The organism is Ideonella aquatica (assembly GCF_018069755.1).
Lineage (GTDB): Bacteria > Pseudomonadota > Gammaproteobacteria > Burkholderiales > Burkholderiaceae_C > Ideonella > Ideonella aquatica.
Genome location: NZ_JAGQDE010000003.1, coordinates 129,606 through 152,835, shown reverse-complemented (window position 1 = coordinate 152,835; position 23,230 = coordinate 129,606). Strand labels below are relative to the sequence as shown.

The 23,230-nt window shown below is 72.2% G+C and carries 19 protein-coding genes; 7 read left to right on the top strand and 12 right to left on the bottom strand.

The annotated features are described in order from the left end of the window. Positions 1 to 30: 30 nt before the first annotated feature. The gene (gene pbpC / locus KAK06_RS04925) at positions 31 to 2,154 is read right to left on the bottom strand and encodes a penicillin-binding protein 1C (protein ID WP_210800807.1); all 2,124 of its coding nucleotides are present in this window, start codon (positions 2,152 to 2,154) and stop codon (positions 31 to 33) included. Next, positions 2,151 to 7,628, bottom strand: a complete 5,478-nt coding sequence (locus tag KAK06_RS04920) for an alpha-2-macroglobulin family protein (RefSeq protein WP_210800806.1) — start codon at positions 7,626 to 7,628, stop codon at positions 2,151 to 2,153. Before KAK06_RS04920 ends, pbpC begins: the two co-directional genes overlap by 4 nt. A 60-nt stretch (positions 7,629 to 7,688) precedes the next feature. Between KAK06_RS04920 and KAK06_RS04915 the strand changes: the two genes are divergently transcribed. The 3 genes from KAK06_RS04915 to KAK06_RS04905 are packed head-to-tail and all read left to right on the top strand — an operon-like array spanning position 7,689 to position 9,924. Next, positions 7,689 to 8,312: a glutathione S-transferase family protein gene (locus KAK06_RS04915; RefSeq protein WP_210800805.1), complete on the top strand. Its 624-nt coding sequence runs from the start codon at positions 7,689 to 7,691 to the stop codon at positions 8,310 to 8,312. Further along, positions 8,309 to 8,710, top strand: a complete 402-nt coding sequence (locus tag KAK06_RS04910) for a GNAT family N-acetyltransferase (protein ID WP_210800804.1) — start codon at positions 8,309 to 8,311, stop codon at positions 8,708 to 8,710. The genes KAK06_RS04915 and KAK06_RS04910 overlap by 4 nt, the downstream gene beginning before the upstream one ends. Next, the gene (locus KAK06_RS04905) at positions 8,707 to 9,924 is read left to right on the top strand and encodes a lanthionine synthetase C family protein (RefSeq protein ID WP_210800803.1); all 1,218 of its coding nucleotides are present in this window, start codon (positions 8,707 to 8,709) and stop codon (positions 9,922 to 9,924) included. Before KAK06_RS04910 ends, KAK06_RS04905 begins: the two co-directional genes overlap by 4 nt. Here the strand turns inward: KAK06_RS04905 and KAK06_RS04900 are convergent, their stop codons facing one another. Next, positions 9,925 to 10,884, bottom strand: coding sequence for a Rieske 2Fe-2S domain-containing protein (locus tag KAK06_RS04900; protein ID WP_210800802.1), 960 nt, complete (start codon positions 10,882 to 10,884; stop codon positions 9,925 to 9,927). A gap of 30 nt (positions 10,885 to 10,914) precedes the next feature. Here KAK06_RS04900 and KAK06_RS04895 point away from each other — a divergent pair, with 30 nt between their 5' ends. Next, on the top strand, positions 10,915 to 11,304 hold the full coding sequence (locus tag KAK06_RS04895; protein ID WP_210800801.1) for a VOC family protein: 390 nt from the start codon (positions 10,915 to 10,917) through the stop codon (positions 11,302 to 11,304). A gap of 1 nt (position 11,305) precedes the next feature. Here KAK06_RS04895 and KAK06_RS04890 read toward each other — a convergent pair whose 3' ends face one another. Together KAK06_RS04890 and KAK06_RS04885 are read right to left on the bottom strand one after the other, a co-directional pair. Next, positions 11,306 to 11,842 (bottom strand): DUF7010 family protein, encoded by a 537-nt coding sequence (locus KAK06_RS04890; RefSeq protein WP_210800800.1) that lies wholly within the window; start codon positions 11,840 to 11,842, stop codon positions 11,306 to 11,308. Between the two features lie 16 nt (positions 11,843 to 11,858). Next, positions 11,859 to 12,287 (bottom strand): MarR family winged helix-turn-helix transcriptional regulator, encoded by a 429-nt coding sequence (locus KAK06_RS04885; RefSeq protein WP_310741035.1) that lies wholly within the window; start codon positions 12,285 to 12,287, stop codon positions 11,859 to 11,861. Between the two features lie 172 nt (positions 12,288 to 12,459). Between KAK06_RS04885 and KAK06_RS04880 the strand changes: the two genes are divergently transcribed. Both KAK06_RS04880 and KAK06_RS04875 read left to right on the top strand, forming a co-directional pair. After that, positions 12,460 to 13,425 carry a tripartite tricarboxylate transporter substrate-binding protein gene (locus tag KAK06_RS04880; RefSeq protein ID WP_210800799.1) on the top strand — a complete coding sequence of 322 codons (966 nt, stop codon included), beginning with the start codon at positions 12,460 to 12,462 and terminating at the stop codon, positions 13,423 to 13,425. A gap of 10 nt (positions 13,426 to 13,435) precedes the next feature. Then, on the top strand, positions 13,436 to 14,989 hold the full coding sequence (locus KAK06_RS04875) for a sulfatase-like hydrolase/transferase (RefSeq protein WP_210800798.1): 1,554 nt from the start codon (positions 13,436 to 13,438) through the stop codon (positions 14,987 to 14,989). Between the two features lie 58 nt (positions 14,990 to 15,047). On the opposite strand, the gene KAK06_RS04870 is transcribed toward KAK06_RS04875, so the two are convergent. Then, positions 15,048 to 15,500, bottom strand: a complete 453-nt coding sequence (locus KAK06_RS04870) for a GNAT family N-acetyltransferase (RefSeq protein WP_210800797.1) — start codon at positions 15,498 to 15,500, stop codon at positions 15,048 to 15,050. Between the two features lie 198 nt (positions 15,501 to 15,698). Between KAK06_RS04870 and KAK06_RS04865 the strand changes: the two genes are divergently transcribed. Then, positions 15,699 to 16,025: a hypothetical protein gene (locus tag KAK06_RS04865; RefSeq protein WP_210800796.1), complete on the top strand. Its 327-nt coding sequence runs from the start codon at positions 15,699 to 15,701 to the stop codon at positions 16,023 to 16,025. A gap of 139 nt (positions 16,026 to 16,164) precedes the next feature. Here the strand turns inward: KAK06_RS04865 and KAK06_RS04860 are convergent, their stop codons facing one another. Genes KAK06_RS04860 through KAK06_RS04835 form a run of 6 tightly spaced genes read right to left on the bottom strand, consistent with a single transcriptional unit; the run spans position 16,165 to position 23,165 of the window. Continuing rightward, a complete protein-coding gene (locus KAK06_RS04860; protein ID WP_210800795.1) occupies positions 16,165 to 17,325 on the bottom strand; it encodes a BMP family ABC transporter substrate-binding protein in 1,161 nt (386 codons plus the stop codon). 45 nt (positions 17,326 to 17,370) lie between these two features. Then, complete coding sequence (locus tag KAK06_RS04855; RefSeq protein ID WP_210800794.1) at positions 17,371 to 18,291, bottom strand: ABC transporter permease; 921 nt, start codon at positions 18,289 to 18,291, stop codon at positions 17,371 to 17,373. Next, the gene (locus KAK06_RS04850) at positions 18,291 to 19,355 is read right to left on the bottom strand and encodes an ABC transporter permease (RefSeq protein WP_210800793.1); all 1,065 of its coding nucleotides are present in this window, start codon (positions 19,353 to 19,355) and stop codon (positions 18,291 to 18,293) included. Before KAK06_RS04850 ends, KAK06_RS04855 begins: the two co-directional genes overlap by 1 nt. After that, entirely contained in the window at positions 19,352 to 20,884 is a 1,533-nt protein-coding gene (locus KAK06_RS04845) for an ABC transporter ATP-binding protein (protein WP_210800792.1), read from the bottom strand. The genes KAK06_RS04850 and KAK06_RS04845 overlap by 4 nt, the downstream gene beginning before the upstream one ends. Then, positions 20,881 to 22,215 carry a guanine deaminase gene (gene guaD, locus KAK06_RS04840; protein ID WP_210800791.1) on the bottom strand — a complete coding sequence of 445 codons (1,335 nt, stop codon included), beginning with the start codon at positions 22,213 to 22,215 and terminating at the stop codon, positions 20,881 to 20,883. Before guaD ends, KAK06_RS04845 begins: the two co-directional genes overlap by 4 nt. Next, positions 22,212 to 23,165, bottom strand: coding sequence for a LysR family transcriptional regulator (locus KAK06_RS04835; protein WP_210800790.1), 954 nt, complete (start codon positions 23,163 to 23,165; stop codon positions 22,212 to 22,214). Before KAK06_RS04835 ends, guaD begins: the two co-directional genes overlap by 4 nt. Positions 23,166 to 23,230 lie beyond the last annotated feature (65 nt).

Here is a 23,230-nt window from a genome sequence, read left to right as displayed (position 1 = left end):
GGCTCCGTCAGGTCAGGGGCAGAGGATAGTTCAGCGGGATGCACGTGGCGTGCCCGGGCCGCCGCGCACCTCGAACAGGCGCTCGTCGAGCACGCTGCCGGCGGCGTCCAGCAGGGTCAGGCGGTGCGGCCCGGGCACCAGCGGCACGGTCAGCGTGGCGCCCTGGCCGGCGTCGCGCCCATCAAGCTGCCACTGCAGCGCGCGCTGGGGATCAGAATGGCGCGCCACCAGGGCCTGGCGGCCGGGCGGAATGTCGGGGTCCCAGGCCAGCAGCGCACCCGCCTGTGGCGCCAGGATGCGCGGCCGGCCGGCGCTGTCCTGCAGCGTGACGACGACCGGCCCCGCCGGCACGCTGCCGGCCAGGAACCACTCGTCGCGCGGCGGCTCGATCGGCGGCTCGAAGCGCACCGTCTGGGCCACCACGCCGGGCGGCGCCGGCGGGGGCCGACTGGCCAGGTCGCGGTGCAGCCGGCGCACCAGCTCGGCCCAGGCCGGTGCGGCGCCGCTGACGCCCGAGACATCGCGCATCGGCGCGCCGCTGGCGTTGCCCACCCAGACGCCCAGCACATAGTGTTCGGTGAAGCCGATGCACCAGTTGTCGCGCATGTCCTTGCTGGTGCCGGTCTTGGCGGCGCTCCACACCGGCGTGGCCAGCACGCTGTCGAAGCCGAAGGTGGTCTCGCGCGCGGCGTTGTCCGACAGCATGTGGCCGACCAGCCAGGCGGCCGGGGCACCCAGCACGCGACGGCCCGGCGGCAGTGCGCCGTCAGTTGTCCAGCGCACCGGGCTCCAGACGCCGCCGTTGGCCAGCGCGCGGTAGGCATTGGTCAGCGACAGCAGCGTCACGTCGGCACTGCCCAGCGCCAGTGAGTCGCCGTAGTGCGCCGGCTCGGGCAGCAGCGGCAGGTCCAGCGCGCGCAGCAGCGCGTGCGCCGCCGGCACGCCGACCAGGCCGACGGTGCGCACCGCCGGCACATTCAGCGACGAGGCCAGCGCCCGCCGCACCGACACCGGCCCCTGGTAGCGGCCGTCGTAGTTGCGTGGCGCGTAGACGCCGTTGTCGCCCGCCAGCGCCAGCGGGCTGTCATCCAGCAGCGTGGCCGGCGTCAGCAGGCCACGCTCCAGCGCCAGCGCGTAGAAGAAGGGCTTGAGCGTGGAGCCCGCCTGGCGCGGCGCATCGGCCGCGTCCACCTGGGCGGCGCGGCTGAAGCCGCCGGACGAACCCACATAGGCCAGCACCTCGCCGCTGCGGCGGTCCAGCAGCACCGCGGCGGCGTCCTCCACGCCGTGTGGCGCCAGCTGCGCCACCTGGGCCGCCAGCACCTGGCGCGCGCTGCGCTGCAGGGCGGCGTCCAGGCTGCTGCGGCGTGTCTGGCCATCGGCCAGCAGGCGGCGTGCCGCATGCGGCGCCAGCGGCTCGGCCGGCTGCGGCGGCTGCGCGGCATTCAGCAGGCTGGCCAGCGCCGGCGCGTCGCAGGGCTCGCCCGGCCGGGTGTGGGCCAGGATCTGGCAGGCGCGGCGGGCCACGGTGGTGGCCGGGGCGCCGGGCGCGCGCACCAGTGCGGCCAGCAGCGCGCTGTCCTGCTTGTCCAGACCATCGGGCGACTTGCCGAACAGGCCTTGGCTGGCGGCACGCAGGCCTTGCAACTCCCCGCGAAAACCCAGGCCGTTGAGGTAGGCCTCCAGGATTTGCGGCTTGCTCCAGGTGCGCTCCAGCGCCCAGGCGGCCTCGGCCTGGCTCCATTTGCGCGACAGGTCGCGCGGCGCGCCACCCCGGGCCAGTGCCGGATCGAGCATCGCCGCCACCTGCATGCTGATCGTGCTGGCGCCACGCGCGCTGCCGCCGCTGGCGCGCTGCCACAGCGCCGCCGCGGCGGCCGCCCAGTCCACGCCGCCGTGCTGCCAGAAGCGCTGGTCCTCGGCCCACAACAGGGCTTCCGGCAGCGCGGGCGACACCTCGTCCAGGCTGACCCACGCCAGCCGCCGCACCGTGGCATCCACGCGCCGCGCGCCGATTGGCTCGCCATGGCGGTCCAGCAGCAGTGCGTCGCTGGGCCGGTGCGCGGCGCGCACCTGCTCGAAGCGGGGCAGGGTCTGCGCCGCGGCGCTGTGGCTCAGCACCACCGCCAGCCACGCCAGCGCCCAGCGCCTCACTTCACCTCCACCGTGCTGCCCGGCAGCGCGGCCCAGACCTCGGGGTCGTACATCGCCTCCAGTTGCACCGGCGGCAGCGCAAAGCGGCCGGCGGTGTTCAGGCGCAGCTGGTAGGTCATCGTGAACGGCCCCTCGCCCCACAGGTACTCGTAGTAGGCGCGCACCTGGGTGAAGCCGCGCTCGATGTAGGCCGGCCAGGCCTCCCAGCTGCCGTCCTCGCGGCGCCAGCCGCGCCGCCCGCCGCCCGCATCCACCGGTGCCTGACCCTTCAGGCCGCTGCCCAGCAGCGTGGCGCCGCTGGGGATGGGGTCGCTGACCACCAGTGCGCCGCCGGGCTGCTGCAGGCGCCAACGCAGCGTCACCTCCAGCACGTCGCCCACGCTCCACTGGCCGGGCCGGGCCTGCTTGAGCGCGCGCACACTGCGGCTGAGCTCGGCGCCGTGGGCCTGGGCGGTGCTCAGCGGGCCCAGTGCGCTGGCCTGCGCGGTCAGCACTGGCTGGCCGGTGCCCAGGTGGCGCGCAGCCACCGCGCCGGGGCGCTGCGGGCCCAGGCCCTCGGCGCTGAAGACATAGGTCTCACCCGCGGGCTGGCGCGCCCAGTCGTGGGTGCGGGTCTGCGTGCCCAGGGCCAGCACCGTGCTGCCGCTGATCTCGCCGCTGGCCTGGCGGGCGCGCTTGTCCAGCATCAGCGCACCCCAGACATTGGCCTGCGTGTCCCACCAGTGGCCGCCGGGGTTCTGCAGGTGCAGCGCACCGCGCGCCAGCGCGTCGGCGCGGGCCTTCAGCGCCGGGTGGTCCAGCGCCAACAGCGCCAGCCGCACCTGGCTGACGGGTTCGCTGTACATGAAGTACCAGCGGCGCTCCTCGGCGCGGGTGCGCAGGCGCAGGCCGCCCTGGCCGTCATCGATCAGGCGTTTGTCCAGTTCGGCCAGCGCAGCGGTGGTGGCCTCGGCGTTGCGCGGCCAGCGGCTGCGCTGCAACAGGTCCAGCCATTGCACGATGGCGCGGTGGCTCAGCCTGGGCAGGTCCTTGGCCGGGTCCAGGCGCAGGCTCTCACCCAGGGCGGGCGGCAGCTTGCGCCAGCGCGACAAGGCTTCAAGCGCCAGCAGCTTGCGCTCGGTCAGGTCCAGGCCGTCGCCGCCCCAGTAGTCCCAGCGCAGCGTCAGCCGGCCGCGCACGAACTGCTCCAGCGCATCCAGTGCGCGTCGCTGGGCGTCTTCGGGCAGCGTCAGGCCGGCTTCGTGGGCCACCGACAGCACGTAGCTGGTCAGCACATCGAAGCCCTGGTCGGCGTGGCCGCTGCCGGGGTAGTAGGTGAGCAGGCCGCTGGCGGTCTGGTAGGCGTCGATGCCCTCGCTGATGATCTTCCATAGCGCCGGGTCGCGCAGCGACACCGCCTTGCTGGTGCGTTGCTCCAGGCAGGCGAAGGGGTAGGCGCGCATGTAGGCGCGCACGCCCGAGGCATCGGCGGCCAGCGCCGGCGCCAGGCTGACACGCACCTCGCCGCGGCCGACCAGGCTGCCGGCGGGGGGTTGAACGCCCAGGGTCTGCGCGTCGGCGCCGGGCTGCAGCTTCAGCAGGCCGACGTCGTAGCGCAGCGGCTGCAGCGGCGAGTGCACCGGCTGGCGCAGCTTCAGCGCATCCTCGCGCACGCCGCCGGGGCCTTCGCCGCGCGCCTGCACGCTCCACTCCAACGCGCTGGCGCCAGCCGGCACGTCGACCGGCCAGTCCACGCCGCGCGCCTCGCCGCCGGCCAGGCTCAGGCTGCGCGCCGGCAGTGTCTGGCCGCCCAGCGTGGCCTGCACGCTGATCTTCATCGGCGCGCTGGTGGTGTTGCGCAGCGTGAAGCCGGCGCTGAAGCGGTCGCCCTCGCGCACCGTGGCCGGCAGGCCCGAGAACAGCTGCAGGTCCTTGCTGACGGTGAAGCTGGCCTCGCCGGTGCCGAAGCGGTCGCTGCCCGCATTGGCCACCGCGACCACCCTGAAGCGCGTCAGGCTGTCGTTGATCGGCACCTCCACCGTGGCGCGGCCCTCGGCATCCAGCGGCACCGCGCCCTGCCACAGCAGCAGCGTGTCGAACAGCTCACGCGCGGCACTGCGGCCACCCCCGCCGCCGGGCGGCAAGGCCTTGCGGCCGTAGTGGCGCTTGCCCAGCACCTGCATCGCGGCGCTGGCGGTCTCGAAGCCATAGCCGCGCCGCGCCAGCATCACACCGAACAGGTCCCAGCTGGTGTTGGGCAGCAGCTCCAGCAGCGCCTCGTCGATGACGAAGACCGCGGCCTCACGCTGCGCCGGCAGCGCGCCGTCGGCCGCACGCACCTGCAGGGACACGCGCGCCTTCTCGCGCGTCTGGTAGGCCGGCTTGTCGGTCTTCACCGACACGGCCAGCTTCTGCCCGTCGGCCCCCACCTGCAGCGCCAGCAGGCCCAGCTTGAAGGCCGGGCGCGCCAGGTCGACCAGCGCGGTGGCCGGCGGCTCGGCCACGCGGCCGCGCATCACCAGCACGTTGACGAACACGTTGGGCGCGTAGCTGGGCTTGATCGGCAGGCTGATCTGCGGCTGCTGGCCGCTGATCGGCAGCACCAGGGTGTCGACCACCTGGCCGCCGCGCATCACGTTGACCCAGGCGGTGGCCTCGCGGAAGGGCGAGCGCACCTGCAGCGTGGCGGTCTCGCCGGGCTTGAAGCGGGTCTTCTCGGACAGCACATCGATGCGGTCGTGGTCGCCCTGGGCGAACCACAGCTCGCCGCCGCCATAGAACCACAGCGTGGTGCCCACCCGGGCCTGGCGGCCCTGGGCATCAGTGGCGATGCCGCGCAGCGTGTACTCGCCCGCGTCCAGGCCGTCCATCGTGGGCGCCACCTGGCAGCGCAGCCGGCCCTGGGCATCGGTGCGGCCCTCGCAGACCGGCTCGGGTGTGTAGTCGCGGCGCTCGCTGGCATAGCCGTAGAAGCCGCCCACCGAGCGGCGGCGGTACGACACATAGCCGTCCCAGCCGCCTTCCAGCCGCACCGCGGCATCGGCCACCGGTTTGCCGCTGGGGTCCACCGCCAGCAGCTCGACGCTGCGCCGGGCCTCGTTGCTCCAGGGCGCGGCGCGGATGCCCAGCACCAGGGACGCCGGCCACAGCGGCGTGCGGCCCTGGGCGCGGTAGGTTTCGCCGTTGGGGTCGCGGTATTCCATCTCGGTGACCAGGGTGCGCGGGCGGTCCAGCGGCCGCTGGATCAGTGCCTCCACCTTCAGCGTGCCCTGGGCGTCCAGCGTGCGGGCGCGCTCGTCGCCGATGGCCTCGCCGTCCACCGCACTGCCGAGCGCGGCTTCGCTGCCGGCATCCTCGCTGCGCCAGCGGTCGTCATGGCCGAACCAGAAGCCCTCATGCTGCTCGAAGCGCGGCGTCAGCGGCGCCAGGCGCTGGAAGACCTTGACGCTTTCGCCGGCCGCCGCACCGCCGGCCAGGTAGGACAGGCGCAGCGACGAGGCCACGCGCGCCGGATGGCCGTCGCTGATCGGTACCAGCACCTGCGCGGCGGTGGGCGCCAGCACCTCGGCCTTGAGCAGCGGCAGGCGGAACTCCTCGACGCGGAACTGCACCGTCTCGCCATAGGCATCGCCAAAGGCCAGCGCCCAGGCGCCGCGCTTGAGGCCACTGGGCAGCGGCCACACCAGCTCGGCCTGGCCGCGCGCATCCCAGCTCACCGGCAGGCTGCGGCGCTCACCGCTGCCCTGGTGCACCAGGTCGATGCTGCGCGGCAGCTGGGCCGCATCGGGCGCCAGCAGCTCGCCATGCGCGCCGATGCGGCGCCAGTACAGGCGCGCATGCAGCGTCTCGCCCGGGCGCAGCAGCGAGCGCGCCAGTACCGCGTGGGTGATGCGGTCGGAGCTGGGCGCCCAGCCCTCGCGCAGGGTCTCGAAGCGCCAGGTCTCGATGCCCTGCTGCCAGCGGCTGCTCACGAAGCCGGTGTCGTCGCCCACATGGGCAAAGGCGAACAGCGGGCAGGACCAGCGGTCGTCGCCCTGGGCCACGTCCAGCGTCAGCCAGCCTTGTGCATTGGCTCGGCCTTGGGCCAGGACCTTGGCGCGGCAGTCGTACAGTGTGATCGCCGCGTGGGCCTGGGGCTGTCCGCTGGACAGGCGCGTCACCCACACCGCGGCCTGGCGCTCGGACAGGTGCAGGTGCACGCCCAGGTCGGTCACCAGCGCCCCGGCGCGCACATACATGGTTTGCGATCCGCCCAGCAGGCCGCGGCCCAGCGCGCGGCTTTCCACCTCCATCAGGTGCAGGCCGGGCTCGGGCAGCGGCACGCCCAGCACCTCGAAGGCACGGCCCTCGAACTGGCGCGGCAGCGGCTGGCTGCGCGCCTCGCGCAGCGTCTTCAGCCAGGGCAGCGCGCGGGTGTCGGCATCGGGCTTGGAGCGGAAGGCGTAGCGGAACGCCGCGCCCTTGGCGGGCGCGGCGGACTCGGACTCATCGCCCTCGGCCCAGTCATCGGCCAGGCGAGCGTGGCTGTCATCGGCCTGGGTGACGCGCATCAACTCCTGGTAGGCGCGGATCATGGTCGCGTCGTCGCTGACGCGCAGCGTGCGCAGCGTGGCCTGGACCGAGTCGCCCTTGCCCTCGACCTGACGCACCGTGAGTGGCACCACGCCACCGATGGCGCGCTCGGCGATGCCGAAGCGGCCGCCGAACTTGGCCAGCGGCGGCGTGTCGCCCACCAGCACCGGCAGCGGCGCCAGCGTGCGCGCGCGACCCAGCAGGTCGCGGCCATCAGCGCCGGCCAGCGGGCTGGGCCAGACCAGTTGGTAGCGGCTCTTGGGCGGCAGCGGGCCGAAGACCAGTTGGTCGCCGACCCCGTCGCCGCTGGCCACCGGCGCGCGCGGGGCCACCAGCGTGCCATCCGCCGCCTTCAGCCGCACCTGGGCCAGATCGCTCAGGCGCACCGGCTGCTGGAACTGCACCCGCACCGGCTCCAGCGGACTGCAGCCGCTGCCCTGGGTGCTGCGCGAGCACTCCACGCCCAGCGGCCAGTCACTGCGCGCACGGAAGTCCAGGCGCTGGCTGTCCCACAGCATCAGGCCCACCGCCGCGTCGTTGCGCCGCGGTCGCAGCCAGCGCAGCGACAGCGGCGCGCCATCCGGCAGCGTGGCCTGGCAACGCAGCACGGCCCAGGGCTGGGCCGCGCCCGGGTCACGTTCGACCAGCGGCACCCCTGCCGCGTCCAGCAGCTTCAGGCGGCTGGCGCCCTCGGCCACCTCGACCGGCACCGCCGAGCGCAGGCCCCAGATGTCGCACAGCGCCTGGGGCCGCTCGGCCAGCGGTGCAGCCAGACGCAGCGCGACCCAGCTGCGGCCCTCCAGCACGCCATCGATGCCGGGTCGGGTGTCGATCACCGCCGGCTGCGTGGCCGCCATCGCCCCCTGCAACACGCCGAACAGCCCGGCCGCCAGTGCCTGCCTGAACCCCATCATCGCTCCCATGGATGCATCTCCCCGCGTGCTTTGCGATGATTATGGACAGCACCACGACGGGACCCCGCGATGCAACTCATCGGCATGCTCGATTCGCCCTATGTCCGCCGCGTGGCGGTCTCGCTGCAGGCCCTGGGCCTGCCCTTCCAGCACCGGCCGCTGTCGGTGTTCCGCCACGTCGACGAGTTCCGCCGCATCAACCCGGTGGTCAAGGCGCCCACGCTGGTGTGCGACGACGGCACCATGCTGACCGATTCGACGCTGATCCTGGACTACGCCGAGGCCCTGGCCGCGCCACGCAGCCTGATGCCCCGCACCCTGCCCGAGCGCCGCCAGGCGCTGCACCGCCTGGGCCTGGCGCTGGCGGCCTGCGAGAAGGCGGTGCAGCTGGTCTACGAGCGCGCCATCCGCCCCGAGGAGAAACGCCACCAGCCCTGGGTTGACCGCGTGACGATGCAGATGCAGGGCGGCCTGGCGGCGCTGGAGGCCGCCCACGCCGGCCAGCCGGTCGACTGGCAGCAGCCCACCCAGGACGCGATCACCAGCGCCGTGGTCTGGCACTTCCTGATGGCCACGCTGGGCGGTGTCGACCCGGCGCCCTACCCCACGCTGGCAGCGCTGTCGGCCCAGGCCGAACAGCAGCCCAGCTTCCAGCGCGCGCCGCACGGCGACGGCGTGGTGGCCGCGCCATGATCGAGGTCAGCGACGACCCGGCGCGCATCGACCTGGACGCGGTGCACGCCTTCCTCAGCCGCTCCTACTGGTCGCCCGGCATCGCCCGCGAGAAGGTGGCGCGCGCGATCGCCCACTCGATGTGCTTTGGCGTCTATGACGACGGCGCCCAGGTCGGCTTCGCGCGGGTCATCACCGACCGCAGCAGCTTCGCCTACCTGGCCGATGTCTACGTGCTGGAATCGCACCGCGGCCGCGGTCTGGCGCGCCAGTTGCTGGGCGCGATCACCGGCCACCCCGAGCTCCAGGGCCTGCGCCGCTGGCTGCTGGCCACGCGCGACGCCCACGCGCTGTACCGCCTCTTCGGCTTCGGCCCACCGGCCGCGCCCGACCGACTGATGGAGTGGCGCCCCGGATGAGCCTGATCTTCCACCCCGAACGACACACGCCGCTGGACGCACCGGCCTGGGATGCGGACGCTGCACGCGCCACCGTGCAGGAGATCGTCAGCACCTGCGAGGCCGCGGCCCGTCCCGACGGTACCTGGCCCGTGCATCCCCGCGACGACGCGGGCGACACCCCCGACGGCGGCTTCAAGGGCCTGTACCTGGGCGGCGCCGGCCTGCTGTGGGCGCTGTGGTGGCTGCGCCGCCAGGGCCACGCCTCGCTGCCATGGGACCCGGCGGCGCGCGTCGACGCGCTGGCCGCGGCCTGGCAGCGCGCGCCCGACAACGGCGAGCCCTTGCCCTCCTGGTTCCTGGGCGAGGCGGGCCTGCGCCTGGTGCAGTGGCGGCTGACCGGCCGCGATGACGCGGCCAGCCGCCTGCTGGCCGTGGCGGCCGCCAACCGCCACCATCCCAGCCAGGAGGCGCTGTGGGGCGCCCCGGGCACGATGCTCGGGGCCTGGCACCTGGCGCACCTGGCCAACGACCCACGCGCCGTGGACGAACTGCGCGCCAACGTCAGCGCCGTCATGGCCGGCCTGCACCGCCATGACGACAGCGGCTGCCAGGTGTGGACCCAGGCCATCCATGGCCGCGAGGTGATCTACCTGGGCGCCGGCCACGGCCTTGCCGGCAACCTGCATGCGCTGCTGCTGGCCAGCGCCTGGCTGCCCGAGGCTGAGCGCGCGGCGCTGCAGGCCCTGGCGATCGACACGCTGAGCCGCACCGCGCGCCGCGAGGGCGCGCTGGCCAACTGGCCGCCCGGCCTGTACACCCCGCGCCCCGGCGGCGCGCTGGCCCTGCTGCAGTGGTGCCATGGCGCCCCGGGCATCCTGTGCGCGATGAACGCCCTGCCCTCGAACCTGGACGCTGAGTTTGAGGCGCTGCTGGCCGCCGCTGGCGAAGCCATCTGGCAGGCCGGCCCGCTGGCCAAGGGCCCTGGCGTCTGCCACGGCACGGCCGGCAACGCGCTGGCGCTGCTGGCGCTGCATGCCCGCCAGGGCGACGAGCGCTGGCTGCAGCGGGCGCGCGCCTTCGCGATGCACGCCATCGGCCAGATGCGGGCCCTGCAGCATCAGCACGGCCAGCCCTGGCACGGCCTGTGGACCGGTGACATGGGCCTGGCCTGCGTGCTGGCCCAGTGCCTGGTCGGCCGCTACCAGGGCGTGCCGACGCTGGACCTGGCCTGATCAGGGCAGGACGCCAAAGCCCACGCCCCGCTCGCGCAGCCAGCGCCGGTAGGCGCTGGACATCCGGTCGGCGGCGCTGTGCACCTCGCCACTCAGCGGCAGGCGGCGCGGCCGCTGCGACTCCAGCACCGGCTGGTCCTGGGCGAAGATGGTGTGCTGGAAGGCCGCCACCTGCTCGTCGCTGCTGTCCCAGTCAGGCACCGCCAGGCGGAACCAGGCACGGCTGCGTTCCTCGTCCTGCGGGCAGATGAACAGGGCGATGCCCTCACGCCAGCCCTGCTGGGCATCGGGCGCCTTCTCCAGCACCGCCGTGTAGGGCGCCGGCACGCGGTAGCTGTAGTCGACCCAGGAGCCTTCGGTGGACTGCAGGTTGCTGCGCGGCTGCCAGGCGCGGCAGCCGTGGGCGTGCAGGCCGTCGAGGGTGGCGTCCACCTGGTAGGGCGGCACCTCGCCATGGCTGCGCTCGCCCAGCCAGCCCTCGTGCACGAAGCCGAAATGCGCCATGTCCAGGAAGTTCTCCACCACCCGCGGCGCGCTGGTGGCCACATCGAACGGGCCGACGGTGAGCTTGCGCAGCCGCGGCTCGGACTCGGCAGCGAACACCGGTGGATTGGACCCGGGTGGCACCAGCCACCACAGGCCAGCGAAGGCCACCAGCGGCTGCGCGGCCAGCCCATGCGACGCTGGCGGCGTGAAGCCCGGCACCGCGGGGATGGCGACGCAACGGCCGTCGCCGTCGAAACGCCAGCCGTGGTACGGGCACTCCAGCTGACCCGCGCAGACGCGGCCCAGTGACAGCCGCGCGCCGCGGTGCGGACACTGGTCGCGCGCGGCGCGCGCCTGGCCCTGGCCGTCGCGCCAGACCACCCAGTCCTCGCCCAGCAGGCGCAGCGCCTGCGGCGCGTCGCCCAGTTCCTCCACCCGCAGCAGCGGGTGCGCGACATCGTGTTCGTAGCCCATGAAGCCAGCTTACCCGTAGACTGCGGCGCCATGCTGTCCCACGTCTTCATCGGCGTCACCGATTTCGAGCGAGCGCTGGGTTTCTACAGCGCGCTGGCCGAGGTGCTGGAGATCGCGCCGCGTTTCGTCGACCGCAGCCGCCCCTGGGCCGCCTGGCAGAGCACGCCCGGGCCGCGACCGCTGCTGCTGATCGGTCGTCCTTTCGAGGGCGAGCACGCGCCCGGCAACGGCCAGATGGTGGCGCTGCTGGCCGCCACGCGCGAGCAGGTGAACCGCGCCCACGCCACCGCGCTGAAGCTGGGCGGCCGCTGCGAGGGCCCGCCGGGCCTGCGGCCGCACTACCACCCGCACTACTGGGGCGCCTACTTCCGCGACCCCGACGGCAACAAGCTGGGCGTGGCCTGCCACGCTGCCCCGTGACTCAGCGGCGCGCCCGCACCAGCAGCCCGGCGGCGAACACCGCCTCGATCACGCCCCCGGCCAGCGCCGCATGCAGCGGCGTCGCCCGCAGCAGCGCCAAGGCCAAGCCCACGGCCATCAGCACGCCGCCCATCAGCCAGTAAACGCGCAGGCCGTACAGCGACTGGAAAGTCAGATAGCGCCCACCGATCGTCAGCAGCATCGCCGGAAAGAACCACTCGATGCGCAGCACCTGCAAGCCGTAGGCCACCGCGATGCCGCCCAGCATCCACAGCGTGCCCTCGACCGCCAGCGTGCCCAGCGGATTGCCCGGCGTGTGCGTACCGCGCCGGCCCAGCGCCTTGGCCAGCAGCACGCCCACCGGATGGATCAGTGCCCCGCCCAGCAGCAGCGCCAGCACCGCGGCTTGGGCCGAGACCTGCGCGGCCACACCGGCCGCCACCAGCCAGGCCAGCGAGGACGCCGCCACCCCGGGGGCACCATCGAGGTAGGCCTCACGCAGATCGGCGCGGGCGTCGGAGACAGTCCAGTCGCTCATCGCCCCAGCATAACCGTCAAGGCCGCACACGCCGGCTGCCGCCTGCCCGGCGGTCGGCGCGCACGTCCTGCGCCAGCTCGGCGTTCAGGCGCCGGGCCTGCTCGGTCAGCTGCGTCAGCGCCTGATCCAGCACGGCCACCTGGGCGTCGTGCAGGACCGCCACCAGTTGGGCATTGACCGCCGCCACCTGCGGGAAGATCTCGTCGTGCAGGCGCTTGCCGGCCTCGGTCAGCGCCACCATGGCACGGCGCGCGTCACCAGCCTGAACCTGGCGGCTCAGCAGGCCCTTGGCGGCCAGCACGCCAGTGGCGCGTGAGGTGCGTGGCCGGTCCAGCTGTGCGGCCTCGGCCAAGGCGGACGGCGACAACGGCCCCTGCGCTGCCAGCACCGCCAGCAGCCGCCATTCGCGGCGGGCGATGCCGTAGCGGCCCTCCAACAGGCGCACCACCGGTGCGCCGCTGTAGGCGTGCAGGCGCAGCAGGCGGTAGTTCAGCAGGTCGTCAAGGCTGGTCGGCTGGCGCAGGCTCAGGGTGAATCCCAGGGATGGTTGATTTCAACAATTGATGCGGCGGCGCCTAGATTAGCGGGGATCAAGACACCGCACACCAGGAGACACCATGAGCCTGAACCGCCGCACCCTGCTGGCCGCCGCCGCGCTGGCCTGTGCGCTGCCCGCCGGCGCCCAGGAGGGCACGATCAAGCTGATCGTCGGCTACCCGCCCGGCGCCACCAGCGACTCCCTCACGCGCATCGTGGCCGAGCACATGCAGCGCACGCTGAAGCAGACGGTGGTGGTGGACAACAAGGCCGGGGCCGGCGGCCGCATCGCCAACGAGGCGGTCAAGGCTGCCGCGCCCGATGGCCTGACGCTGCTGATGACGCCGGTGGCGACGATGTCGATCTTCCCGCACTCGTATGCCGGCCAGCTGCGCTACGACCCGTTCAAGGACTTCGCGCCGGTGGCCCACCTGAGCAACTTCCAGGTCGGTCTGGCGGTGCAGTCAGCGGCGCCGGTGAAGACGCTGGCCGACTATGTGGCCTGGGTCAAGGCCGACCCGGACAAGAACGGCTTCTACGCCTCGGCCGCGGCCGGCAGCATCCCGCACTTCTTCGGCGTGATGTTCGCGCGCTCGGCCGGCATCACCATGACCCATGTGCCCTACAAGGGCACCGCGCCCGCCATGCAGGCGCTGGCGGCCGGCGAGGTCAATGCCGCCTCCACCGTGGTGGCGGACATCAAGCCGCTGGTGGCCGGCGGCAAGGCGCGGCTGCTGGCGGTGGCCGGCGAGCAGCGCGACCCGGCCTTCCCCGAGGTACCCACCTTCAAGCAACTGGGCTACGACCTGGTGGCCCAGCCCTGGTATGCGCTGTTCGCGCCGGCTGGAACGCCACCCGCCACGATCGACCGGCTGGCCAAGGCGGCGGCTGCGGCCGTGAACGACCCCGCGGTACACAAGCGCCTGGTTGAGATGGGCCTGGAGCCCACCGGCCACGGCCCGGCGCAACTGGCCGCCATCATGAAGGCCGACTACGAGCGCTGGGGCCCGCCGATCCGCGCCTCGGGCTACAAGCCGGCCGATTGAGGGGACAGCGATGAACGTGCTGTTCATCATGGCCGACCAGCTGCGCTGGGACCACCTGGCCTGCGCTGGTCATCCGTACCTGCGCACGCCCAACCTGGACGCGCTGGCGCGCCGCGGCGTGCGCTTCACGCAGGCCTACGTCAACAGCGGCGTCTGCGGCCCCAGCCGCATGAGCTACTACACCGGCCGCACGCCCAGCAGCCACGGCGCCACCTGGAACCGCGTGCCGCTGTCGGTGGGCGAGGTCACGCTGGGCGAGTACCTGCGCGGCCAGGGCCTGCACCTGGCGCTGGCCGGCAAGACCCATGTGATGGTCGACCACGAGGGCCTGGCGAGGCTCCAGCTGGAGGGCGGCTCCGAGCTGCACACGCTGCTCACCCGCGGCGGCTTCGAGGAGATCGACCGCTACGACGGCCACCACGCGCCGGGCACCGAGAGCGGCTACCCGGCCTTTCTGCGCGCCCACGGCTACGACAGCGCCGACCCCTGGAGTGACTACGTCATCAGCGGCGTTGATGCGGACGGCCAGGTCGTCAGCGGCTGGCACATGCGCCATGTGCATCTGCCGGCGCGGGTGCGCGAAGAGCATTCCGAAACCGCCTACATGACCGAGCAGGCGCTGGCCTACATCCGGCGCATGGGCGATCAGCCCTGGGTGCTGCACCTGAGCTACGTGAAGCCGCACTGGCCCTACATGGCACCGGCGCCCTACCACGCGCGCTACACGCCCGAGCAGTGCCTGCCGGTGGTGCGCAACGAGGCCGAGAAGATCGATGCCCACCCGGTGCTGGCCGCTTACCGCCAGAGCGAGGAGAGCCAGAGCTTCAGCCGGAACGACTGCATCCGCACCGTGCGGCCGGCCTACCAGGGCCTGATCGAGCAGCTCGACCACCACCTGGGGCGCCTCTTTGACGCGCTGGAGCAGCAGGGCCGCTTCAAGGACACGCTGATCGTCTTCTGCGCCGACCATGGCGACTTCCTGGGCGACCACTGGCTGGGCGAAAAGGAGCTGTTCTACGACACCGTACAGCGCGTGCCCTTCATCGTGGTCGACCCCAGTGCCGCGGCCGATGCCACGCGCGGCAGCACCAGCGATCGATTCGTTGAGGGCATCGACGTCGTGCCCACCATCCTGGATGCATTGGGCATGGCCATCCCCCAGCATCGCATCGAGGGCCGCAGTCTGCTGCCGCTGACCCGCGGTACCGCGCCCGCCGACTGGCGTGACACCACGGTCAGCGAACTCGACTTCGCTTACAAGGCCGCGCGCCTGCGCCTGGGCCTGGCGCCCGACCAGTGCCAGGCCTGGAGTCTGCGCACCCCGCGCTGGCGCTATGTCTACTGGCAAAGCGCGCCCGAGCAGCTTTACGACCTGCAGGCTGATCCGGACCAGTTCGTCGACCTGGGTCGATCCGCTGCGACCGAGGGGGTGCGCCAGGCCTTCCGCTGTCAGCTGCTGGCCTGGCTGGCCGCGCGCAAACGGCGCACCACGGTCAGCCTGGAACAGATCGAGCGCGGCACTGACAACCACAAGAAGGCGGGCGTGTTCTTCGGTCAGTGGTGATGACCATCGCTTGAACGATTGGCCTTGCGCGGCCCGGCTGCTGCGCGGGCGCAATGGGTCACAAGGGCTTGCGAAACGCCAGCACCTGGGCCTGTCTGGCCAGTGTTCGGTACAGCGCAATCGCCGCCGTGTTGGACGCGTCGGTCTTCCAGTGGAGGGCGGGCGCGCCCTGCGCCGCTGCGATGCTCGCCACGCGCTCGATCAACCAACGGCCCACGCCCTGTCCGCGGTGCGTCGGGGCGACGTACAGGTCCTCGATGGTGCAGGCCTCGGTCAGGTTGTAGGACGATGGATGGAAGTAGTAGTGGACAAAGCCGATCGGACGGTCGGTGGCCACGACGAAGCCTTGCAGGCTGGTGCTCGCGTCGTGAATGCGCTGGTAGGTGTAGCGGTGCACGGCGGGCGGCAGGTCGGCATTCGCCGGCCCGATGTAGTCCAGCCACATCGCCAGCCAGACCTCGAACGCCAGGTCGCGGTACTCGATGACGGTCAATGGCTCGTGAAGTCGCATGTTCTGTGATCCCTGCGGGTTGACGCGCTCAGTCTGCATGGTGACACGGCTGAGGGCGAACGCCGCCGCCACCGATCCAGGCACAACAACTCATGGTTGTCCCGGATCTCATTGGCCCGCAACTTGCAGCCGACGCCCTACCGCGGACCGCGGCTGACCACACGGCCGGCGCAGACCGGCCACCGAGGAGACGAGACGATGTCCATGTCCGACATGCTGCCCACCGACGCCGTGCTGCGCCGCCACGCCATCACCGAGCGCAACCGCCTGCTGGGCCTGCCGCCCACCGATGCGGTGCTCAAGCGCCACTACGCCCAATGGCAGGCGGCGCAGGCGGCGCAGGCGGCCCAGGCCGCAGCGGCGGCGCGCCCGGCAGCCCCGGCAGCACGCGCCGCCGCCGCAGCGCCCGCAGTCGCCCGTCCAGCGCCGGCTGCTGCGGTCCGGCCTGTGGCTGCTGCGCCGGCCCCCGCCGCCGCCTCGGGCGGCGGCCTGCTGGGCTGGATCAAGCGCCTGTTCGGCGGCTGAGCCGCCAACTCGCGTAAGCGAACACTCTGCGCCGTGCGCGGCGCAGTCGGTCACGCACGCCAGTGGCCCATGAACAAGGGCCACCCGAGGGCGGCCCTGCCTGCGTGGTGGCCGCGGGCGCGGGGCCCGCGGCTCGCCTTCACTTGCCGTCGCCCGGCACCTTGCCTTCCACGCCCTTGACGTAGAACTTGATGCCGCCCAGGAAGGCGTCATCGGCCACGGCGTCCTTGGCCAGGACTTCCTTGCCGGTGTTGTCGACGATCGGACCCTTCCAGATCGCGAAGCTGCCGTCCTTCAGGCCGGCCTTGACGGCGTCGACCTTGGCCTTCACGTCGGCCGGCACGTCTTCGGCGATGGACACGAAGTCGATCGCGCCTTCCTTGACGCCCCACCAGCTCTGGCCGGTGGCCCACTTGCCTTCCAGCGCGTCCTTGGTGGCCTTGATGTAGTACGGGCCCCAGTTGATCACGGCCGAGCCCAGGTGGGCCTTGGGGCCGTAGGCGGTCATGTCGGAATCCCAGCCGAAGGCGCGCTTGCCCTTTTCCTGCGCGGTCTTCAGCACCGCGGGCGAATCGGTGTTCTGCATCAGCACGTCGGCGCCGCCGTTGATCAGCGCGGTGGCGGCTTCGGTTTCCTTGGGCGGGTTGAACCACTCGTTGACCCAGACCACCTTGGTCTTGACCTTGGGGTTCACGCTCTGCGCGCCCATGGTGAAGCTGTTGATGTTGCGGATCACCTCGGGGATGGGGATCGAGCCCACCACGCCCAGCGTGTTGGACTTGGTCATGGCACCCGCCACCACGCCCGCCATGTAGGCGCCCTCGTAGGTGCGGCTGTCGTAGGTGCGCATGTTGGGCGCGGTCTTGTAGCCGGTGGCATGCTCGAACTTGACGTTCGGGCTGTCGGCGGCCACCTTGAGCATCGGCTCCATGTAGCCGAAGGTCGTGCCGAAGATCAGCGTGTTGCCCTGGCCGATCATGTCGCGGAAGACGCGCTCGGCGTCGGCGGCCTCGGGCACCTTCTCGACGAAGCTGGTGACGATCTTGTCGCCCAGTTCCTTCTCCAGCGCCTTGCGGGCATTGTCGTGGGCGAAGGTCCAGCCGCCGTCGCCCACCGGGCCGACGTAGGCGAAGGCGATCTTCAGCGGCTCGGCCTTGGCCGGGGCGGCGGCCGAGGCCGGCGCCGACGCAGCGGCCGGCGCGGCCTCTTCCTTCTTGCCGCAGCCGACCAGGGCGGCAGCGGCGGCCACCGTGGCCAGTCCGGACAGGCGAAGCATCGAACGCTTGGTATGCAGGGTCATGGGTTCTCCGTGCGTGGGGGGATGAAAGCGGGGGTCGTGGACGGCTCAGCCGCCCGGGAAGAAGGGTTTGCCCAGCGAAGCCGGCATGTTCACACGAATCCAGGTCGGATTGCGCGAGATCAGCACCAGCACGACGATGGTGGCCACATAGGGCAGCATGGTGAGCCACTGGCTGGCGATCTGCACGCCTTCGCCCTGCAGGTGGAACTGCAGCATCGTGACGCCGCCGAACAGGTAGGCGCCCAGCAGCACCCGCGCCGGGCGCCAGGTGGCGAAGGTGGTCAGGGCCAGCGCGATCCAGCCCTTGCCGGCCACCATGCCCTCCACCCACAGCGGCGTGTAGATCACCGACAGGTAGGCGCCGGCCAGGCCGCACAGCGCGCCGCCGGTCATCACCGCCACCAGGCGGATGCGCCGCACCGGGTAGCCCAGCGCATGGGCTGATTCGGGCGACTCGCCCACCGCACGCAGCACCAGGCCCGGCCGCGAGCGGTACAGGAACCAGGCCAGACCCAGCGCCAGCAGCACCGCGCCATAGACCAGCGGATGATGGCGGAACAGCGCCGGGCCGACCAACGGAATGTCGGCCAGCAGCGGGATGTCGAACTTGGCTCGGTCACTCAGGCGCGCCTGCGTGTAGGCGGTGCCCACGAAGGCCGAGAAGCCGGTGCCAAACAGGCTCAGCGCCAGCCCGGTGGCGTACTGGTTGGTGTTCAGCCAGATCACCAGCACGCCGAAGATGGCGGCCATCACGGCCCCCACGCCCGCGCCCGCGGCAAAGGCCGCCAGGTCGGAGCCGGTGTGCACCGCAGTGGCAAAGCCGGCGATCGCCGCCACCAGCATCATGCCCTCGGCGCCCAGGTTGATGATGCCGGCACGCTCATTGATCAGCAGGCCCAGGCCGGCGATCGCCAGCACGGTGCCGGCGTTGAAGGTGGCGCCCAGCAGCAGCGCGAACTGTTCCATCACGGGCCCCTCCGTCCGAACTGTGGCTTGTAGTGGATCAGCGTGTCGCAGGCCAGCAGCGCGAACAGCAGCAGGCCCTGGAACACACCGGTCAGGGCCTTGGGCAGGCCCAGGCGCGACTGCGCCAGCTCACCGCCGATGTAGAACATGCTCATCAGCACCGCCGAGAACACCGCCCCCACCGGATGCAGCCGCCCCACATAGGCGACGATGATCGCGGCAAAGCCATAGCCGGCCGGCACGTAAGGGGTGAGTTGCCCCAGCGGGCCCGCCGCTTCCAGGCCGCCGGCCAGACCGGCCAGGCCGCCGCTGATCAGCAGCGCGATCCATAGCGCGCGCCGCGACGAGAAGCCCGCGTAGCGCGCCGCGTCGGGCGCCAGCCCGCCCACCTGCAGCGAGAAGCCGCGGTAGGTGCGGAACAGGAAGGCCCACAGGCCCAGCACCGCGGCCAGCGCGATGAAGACGCCCACGTTCATGCGCCAGCCATCGACCAGGCGCGGGATCTTGGTAGCCGCGGCGAAGGTGATGGTCTGCGGGAAGTTGTAGCCGTTGGGGTCCTTCCAGGGGCCGTAGACCAGCCAGGCCAGCAGCATGTCGGCCACATAGACCATCATCAGGCTGACCAGGATCTCGCTGGCGTTGAAGCGGTCGCGCAGCAGCGCGACGATGCCGCTCCAGACCATGCCGCCCAGCACGCCGGCGGCCAGCACCGGCACCACCACCCAGCGTGAGGTGTCGGGCCCGGCCTGCATGGCCACGCCGCTGGCGAAGATCGCGCCCAGCACGAACTGGCCCTCGGCACCGATGTTCCACACGTTCGAGCGGTAGCACACCGACAGGCCCAGGGCGATCAGCACCAGCGGCACCGCCTTGACGCTCAGCTCGGACAGCGCGTAGCCGTTCTTCACCGGCTCGATGAAGAAGACCTGCAGCGCCTTCAGCGGGTCCTTGCCCAGCACGCTGAACAGCGCGATGCCCACCAGCACGGTGATCGCCAGCGCGATCAGCGGCGAGGCGAAGGACATGGCCTTTGAGGGCTGCGGGCGCGGAATCAGGCGGATCATGCGGCCACCCCCTGCGCGGCCGGGGCGGCGTTCCACAGGCCCGACATCCACTCGCCGATCATCTCCACCGTGGCCTCCTTGACCGGCACCGATGGCGACAGCCGCCCTTGCGCGATCACCTGCAGGCGGTCGCTCAGCTCGAACAGCTCGTCCAGTTCCTCGCTGACCACCAGCAGCGCGCAACCGGCGTCGCGCAGCTTCAGCAGCTCGCCGCGGATCTGTGCGGCCGCGCCCACGTCCACGCCCCAGGTGGGCTGGGCGACGATCAGCAGCTTCGGATTCGCATCGATCTCGCGGCCGACGATGAACTTCTGAAGGTTGCCGCCCGACAGCGACCTGGCCGCGGCATCCGGCCCGCCCGCCTTGACCTTGAAGCGATCGATCAGGCTGGCCGCCAGCGCGCGCGTGGCCGCCAGATCAAGCCAGCCGCCGCGGCCCACGGCCTCGGTGCGGGTGAGCAGCGTATTGGCGGCCAGCGACAGCGTGGGCACCGCGCCGCGGCCCAGGCGCTCCTCGGGCACGAAGTGCAGGCCCAGGTGGCGCCGCTTGCGCGGCGAGGCGGTGGCGATGTCGTGGCCGAACAGCGTGACCGAGCCGGCCGGCGCCCGCGGGTCCTCGCCCGAGAGCGCGGCCATCAGCTCCTGCTGGCCATTGCCCGAGACCCCGGCGATGCCCAGGATCTCGCCGGCGCGCACATCCAGCGCGATGTCCTTCAGCGCCATGCCGAAGGGGTCGGTGGTGGGCAGCGACAGGCCCTGGACCTGCAGCACCGTGGCGCCTTGCGTGGCGGCGCGCGCGTGCAGCGCCGGCGGCTCGGCGCCGATCATCAGGCGCGACAGGCCGGCGTTGGTCTCCTGGCTGGGGTCGACCTCACCCGTCACCTTGCCACCGCGCAGCACGGTGCAGCGGTGGCACAGGCTGCGGATCTCGTCGAGCTTGTGGCTGATGTAGAGGATGGAGCAGCCCTCGCTGCTGAGCTGGCGCAGCGTGACGAACAGCTTCTCCACCGCCTGCGGGGTGAGCACCGAGGTGGGTTCGTCCAGGATCAGCAGCTGCGGCTTGGTGAGCAGCGCGCGCACGATCTCGACGCGCTGGCGCTCGCCCACGCTGAGGGTGTGCACCGGGCGCAGCGGGTCGACCTCCAGGCCGTAGCCGGCGGCGACTTCGCGGATGCGGGCCGTCACCTCGTCCAGGCTCATCGCCTTGTCCAGGCCCAGCCAGACGTTCTCGGCGGCGGTGAGGGTGTCAAACAGCGAGAAGTGCTGGTAGACCATGCTGATGCCCAGCTGCCGCGCCGCCGCCGGGCTGGCCACCTGCACCGGCTGGCCGTTCCAGAGGATCTCGCCGGCGTCGGGCTTGACCGCGCCGTAGATGATCTTCATCAGCGTGGACTTGCCGGCACCGTTCTCGCCCAGCACCGCATGGATCTGGCCCGGGGCCACGCTCAGCGCCACGCTGTCGTTGGCCCGGACCGCGGGGTACTGCTTGGTGATGCCGCGCAGTTCGAGGCGTGCGGGGAGGAAGGTCATGCGGTGGGCTTCTCGTCGTGGTCGGCCGGCCGCCGGTACCGCTCGACGCCGGCCACGCGGGTGCTCACCACGTGGTCGTCGCCGGCGAGGGTCAGCCAGGCAAAGATCGCATCATGCAAGTCGCGGGCCACCGACTGGCGGCGGCGCTCGACGGGCGAACGGGCGGTGTCCCAGACGACCACGTCGGCCAGTGTACCGGGCTCGAGCGAGCCGATTTCATGGGCCAGACCCAGGGCCTCGGCGGCGCCACGGGTGGCCGCGTGCAGCAGCGCCCAGGCGGTGATGCGCCGCCCGGCCAGGGCCTGCACCTGGTAGCCATCGGCCAGCGTGCGCAGCATCGACAGGCTGGTGCCGCCGCCCACATCGCAGCCCATCGTCACCGCGGCGCCGCCGGCGCGCGCCGCCGGCCAGTCGAACAGGCCACTGCCCAGGAACAGGTTGGAGCTGGGGCAGTGCGAGATCATGGCGCCGGTGGCCGCCAGGCGGGCACGGTCGTCGCTGTCCAGCCAGATGCCGTGGGCCAGCATGCTGCGCGGGCCCAGCAGGCCGAAATGCTCGTACACGTCCAGGTAGCTGCGCGACCAGGGGAACAGCTCGCTGACCCAGCGCACCTCGTCGCGGTTCTCGGCCACGTGGGTCTGCATGTACAGGCCCGGGTGCGCCGCCATTAGTGCACCGGCCATGGCCAGCTGGGCATCGGTGGAGGTGGGCGCGAAGCGCGGCGTCACCGCATAGGCCAGGCGGCCATGCCCGTGCCAGCGGGCGATCAGCTCCACGCAGTCCTGCTCGGCCTGGGCCACGTCGTCGCGCAGGAACTCGGGGGCGTGGCGGTCCATCAGCACCTTGCCGGCGATCAGGCGCATGCCGCGCGCGCTGCCGGCCTCGAACAGCGCATCGACCGAATCGCGGTGCACCGTGGGGAAGACCATCGCCGAGGTGGTGCCGGTGGCCAGCAGGCCATCCAGGAACAGCGCCGAGATGAAGCGCGCGTGCTCGGGGTCGTCCATGCGTGCCTCGGCCGGGAAGGTGTGGCGTTCCAGCCAGTCGAGCAGCTCGGTGCCCCAGGCACCCAGCACATCGATCTGCGCGCTGTGCACATGGGTGTCGATGAAGCCGGGCAGGATCAGCCGGCCGGGGTGGCGCTCCTTGGGCCAGCTGGCATCGGGTTCGTGGCGCTGGACGCCGACGATGCGGCCATGCTCGATCAGCAGCCAGTGCGCCGGCCGCCAGCGGGGCTCGGCGCCTGGATCGGTGAGTGGTGGCGCTTCAGTGAAATCGAGCAGGTCGCCGAACAGCGCCAGCTTCTGGTCGTGCCCCACATGCAGGCTCATGCAGCACTCCCCGCCAGCGCACGCGCCACGTCGCGCACCTGCTCACGCAGCCAGCGCTGGGCCGGCGCTGCATGGGCGCGGTCGTGCCACAGCTGGTAGTAGGCCATCGGCGGAAAGCCGGCCGGGCAGCGCACGATGCGCAGCGGCAGGGCGCCCAGGTAGCGCTGGCAGAACTGGCGACCGGTGGTCAGCACCAGACGGCTGTCGGCCACCATGCGCGGTGCCAGACCGAAGTGGGCGCAGCGCACCGCGATACGCCGCTTCAGGCCGCGCGCTGCCAGGTGCTCGTCAATCACGCCCAGCGCGCCGGGATGCAGCGGCATCGGGGCGATGTGCTCGGCGTCCAGGTAACGCTCCTCGGTCCAGCTGCGCGGGTTCTTCACCGCGGGGTGGTCGGCGGCCACCAGGCAGACCACCTCGTCGCTGAGCAGGCGGCCCAGGTGCAGTTCGTCCGGCGGGCGCAGCCAGTTGCCGATCACCAGGTCCACCTCGCCCGAGGCCAGCTTGCGGCGGTAGTCGAACTCGGCCGACAGCGGATGGATCTCCAGCGTCAGGCCCGGCGCCGCCCGGCGCAGTTCGGCGGCGACACCGGGCAGGAACTGCGGGTCGAGGTAGTCGCTGGCGGCGATGCGCAGCGTCATCTCGGCGCGCTGCGGCTCGAAGCGGCGCTGCACGCGGGCGCCGCCGAACAGCGCTTCGGCCTCGCGCAGCAGGCTCTCGGCGGGCACCAGCATGGCCTGTGCGGCCTCGGTGGGCACCATGCCGCCACCGGCGCGCACCAGCAGGGCGTCGCCGGTCAGCGCACGCAGGCGGCGCAGCTGCGCGCTGACCTGGGGCTGGCTGCTGCCCAGGCGCATCGCGGCACGGGAGACGCTGCGTTCAGTGATCACGGTGTGCAGGACCTTCACGAGATGGAGGTCGATGTTGGCGGCATCGGACGGCTTCGTCATACGCGTGGGCATATTCCCTGCATGTCGCATATCGTATGCCAACATCGGCCTGCCGCAGGTAAGTT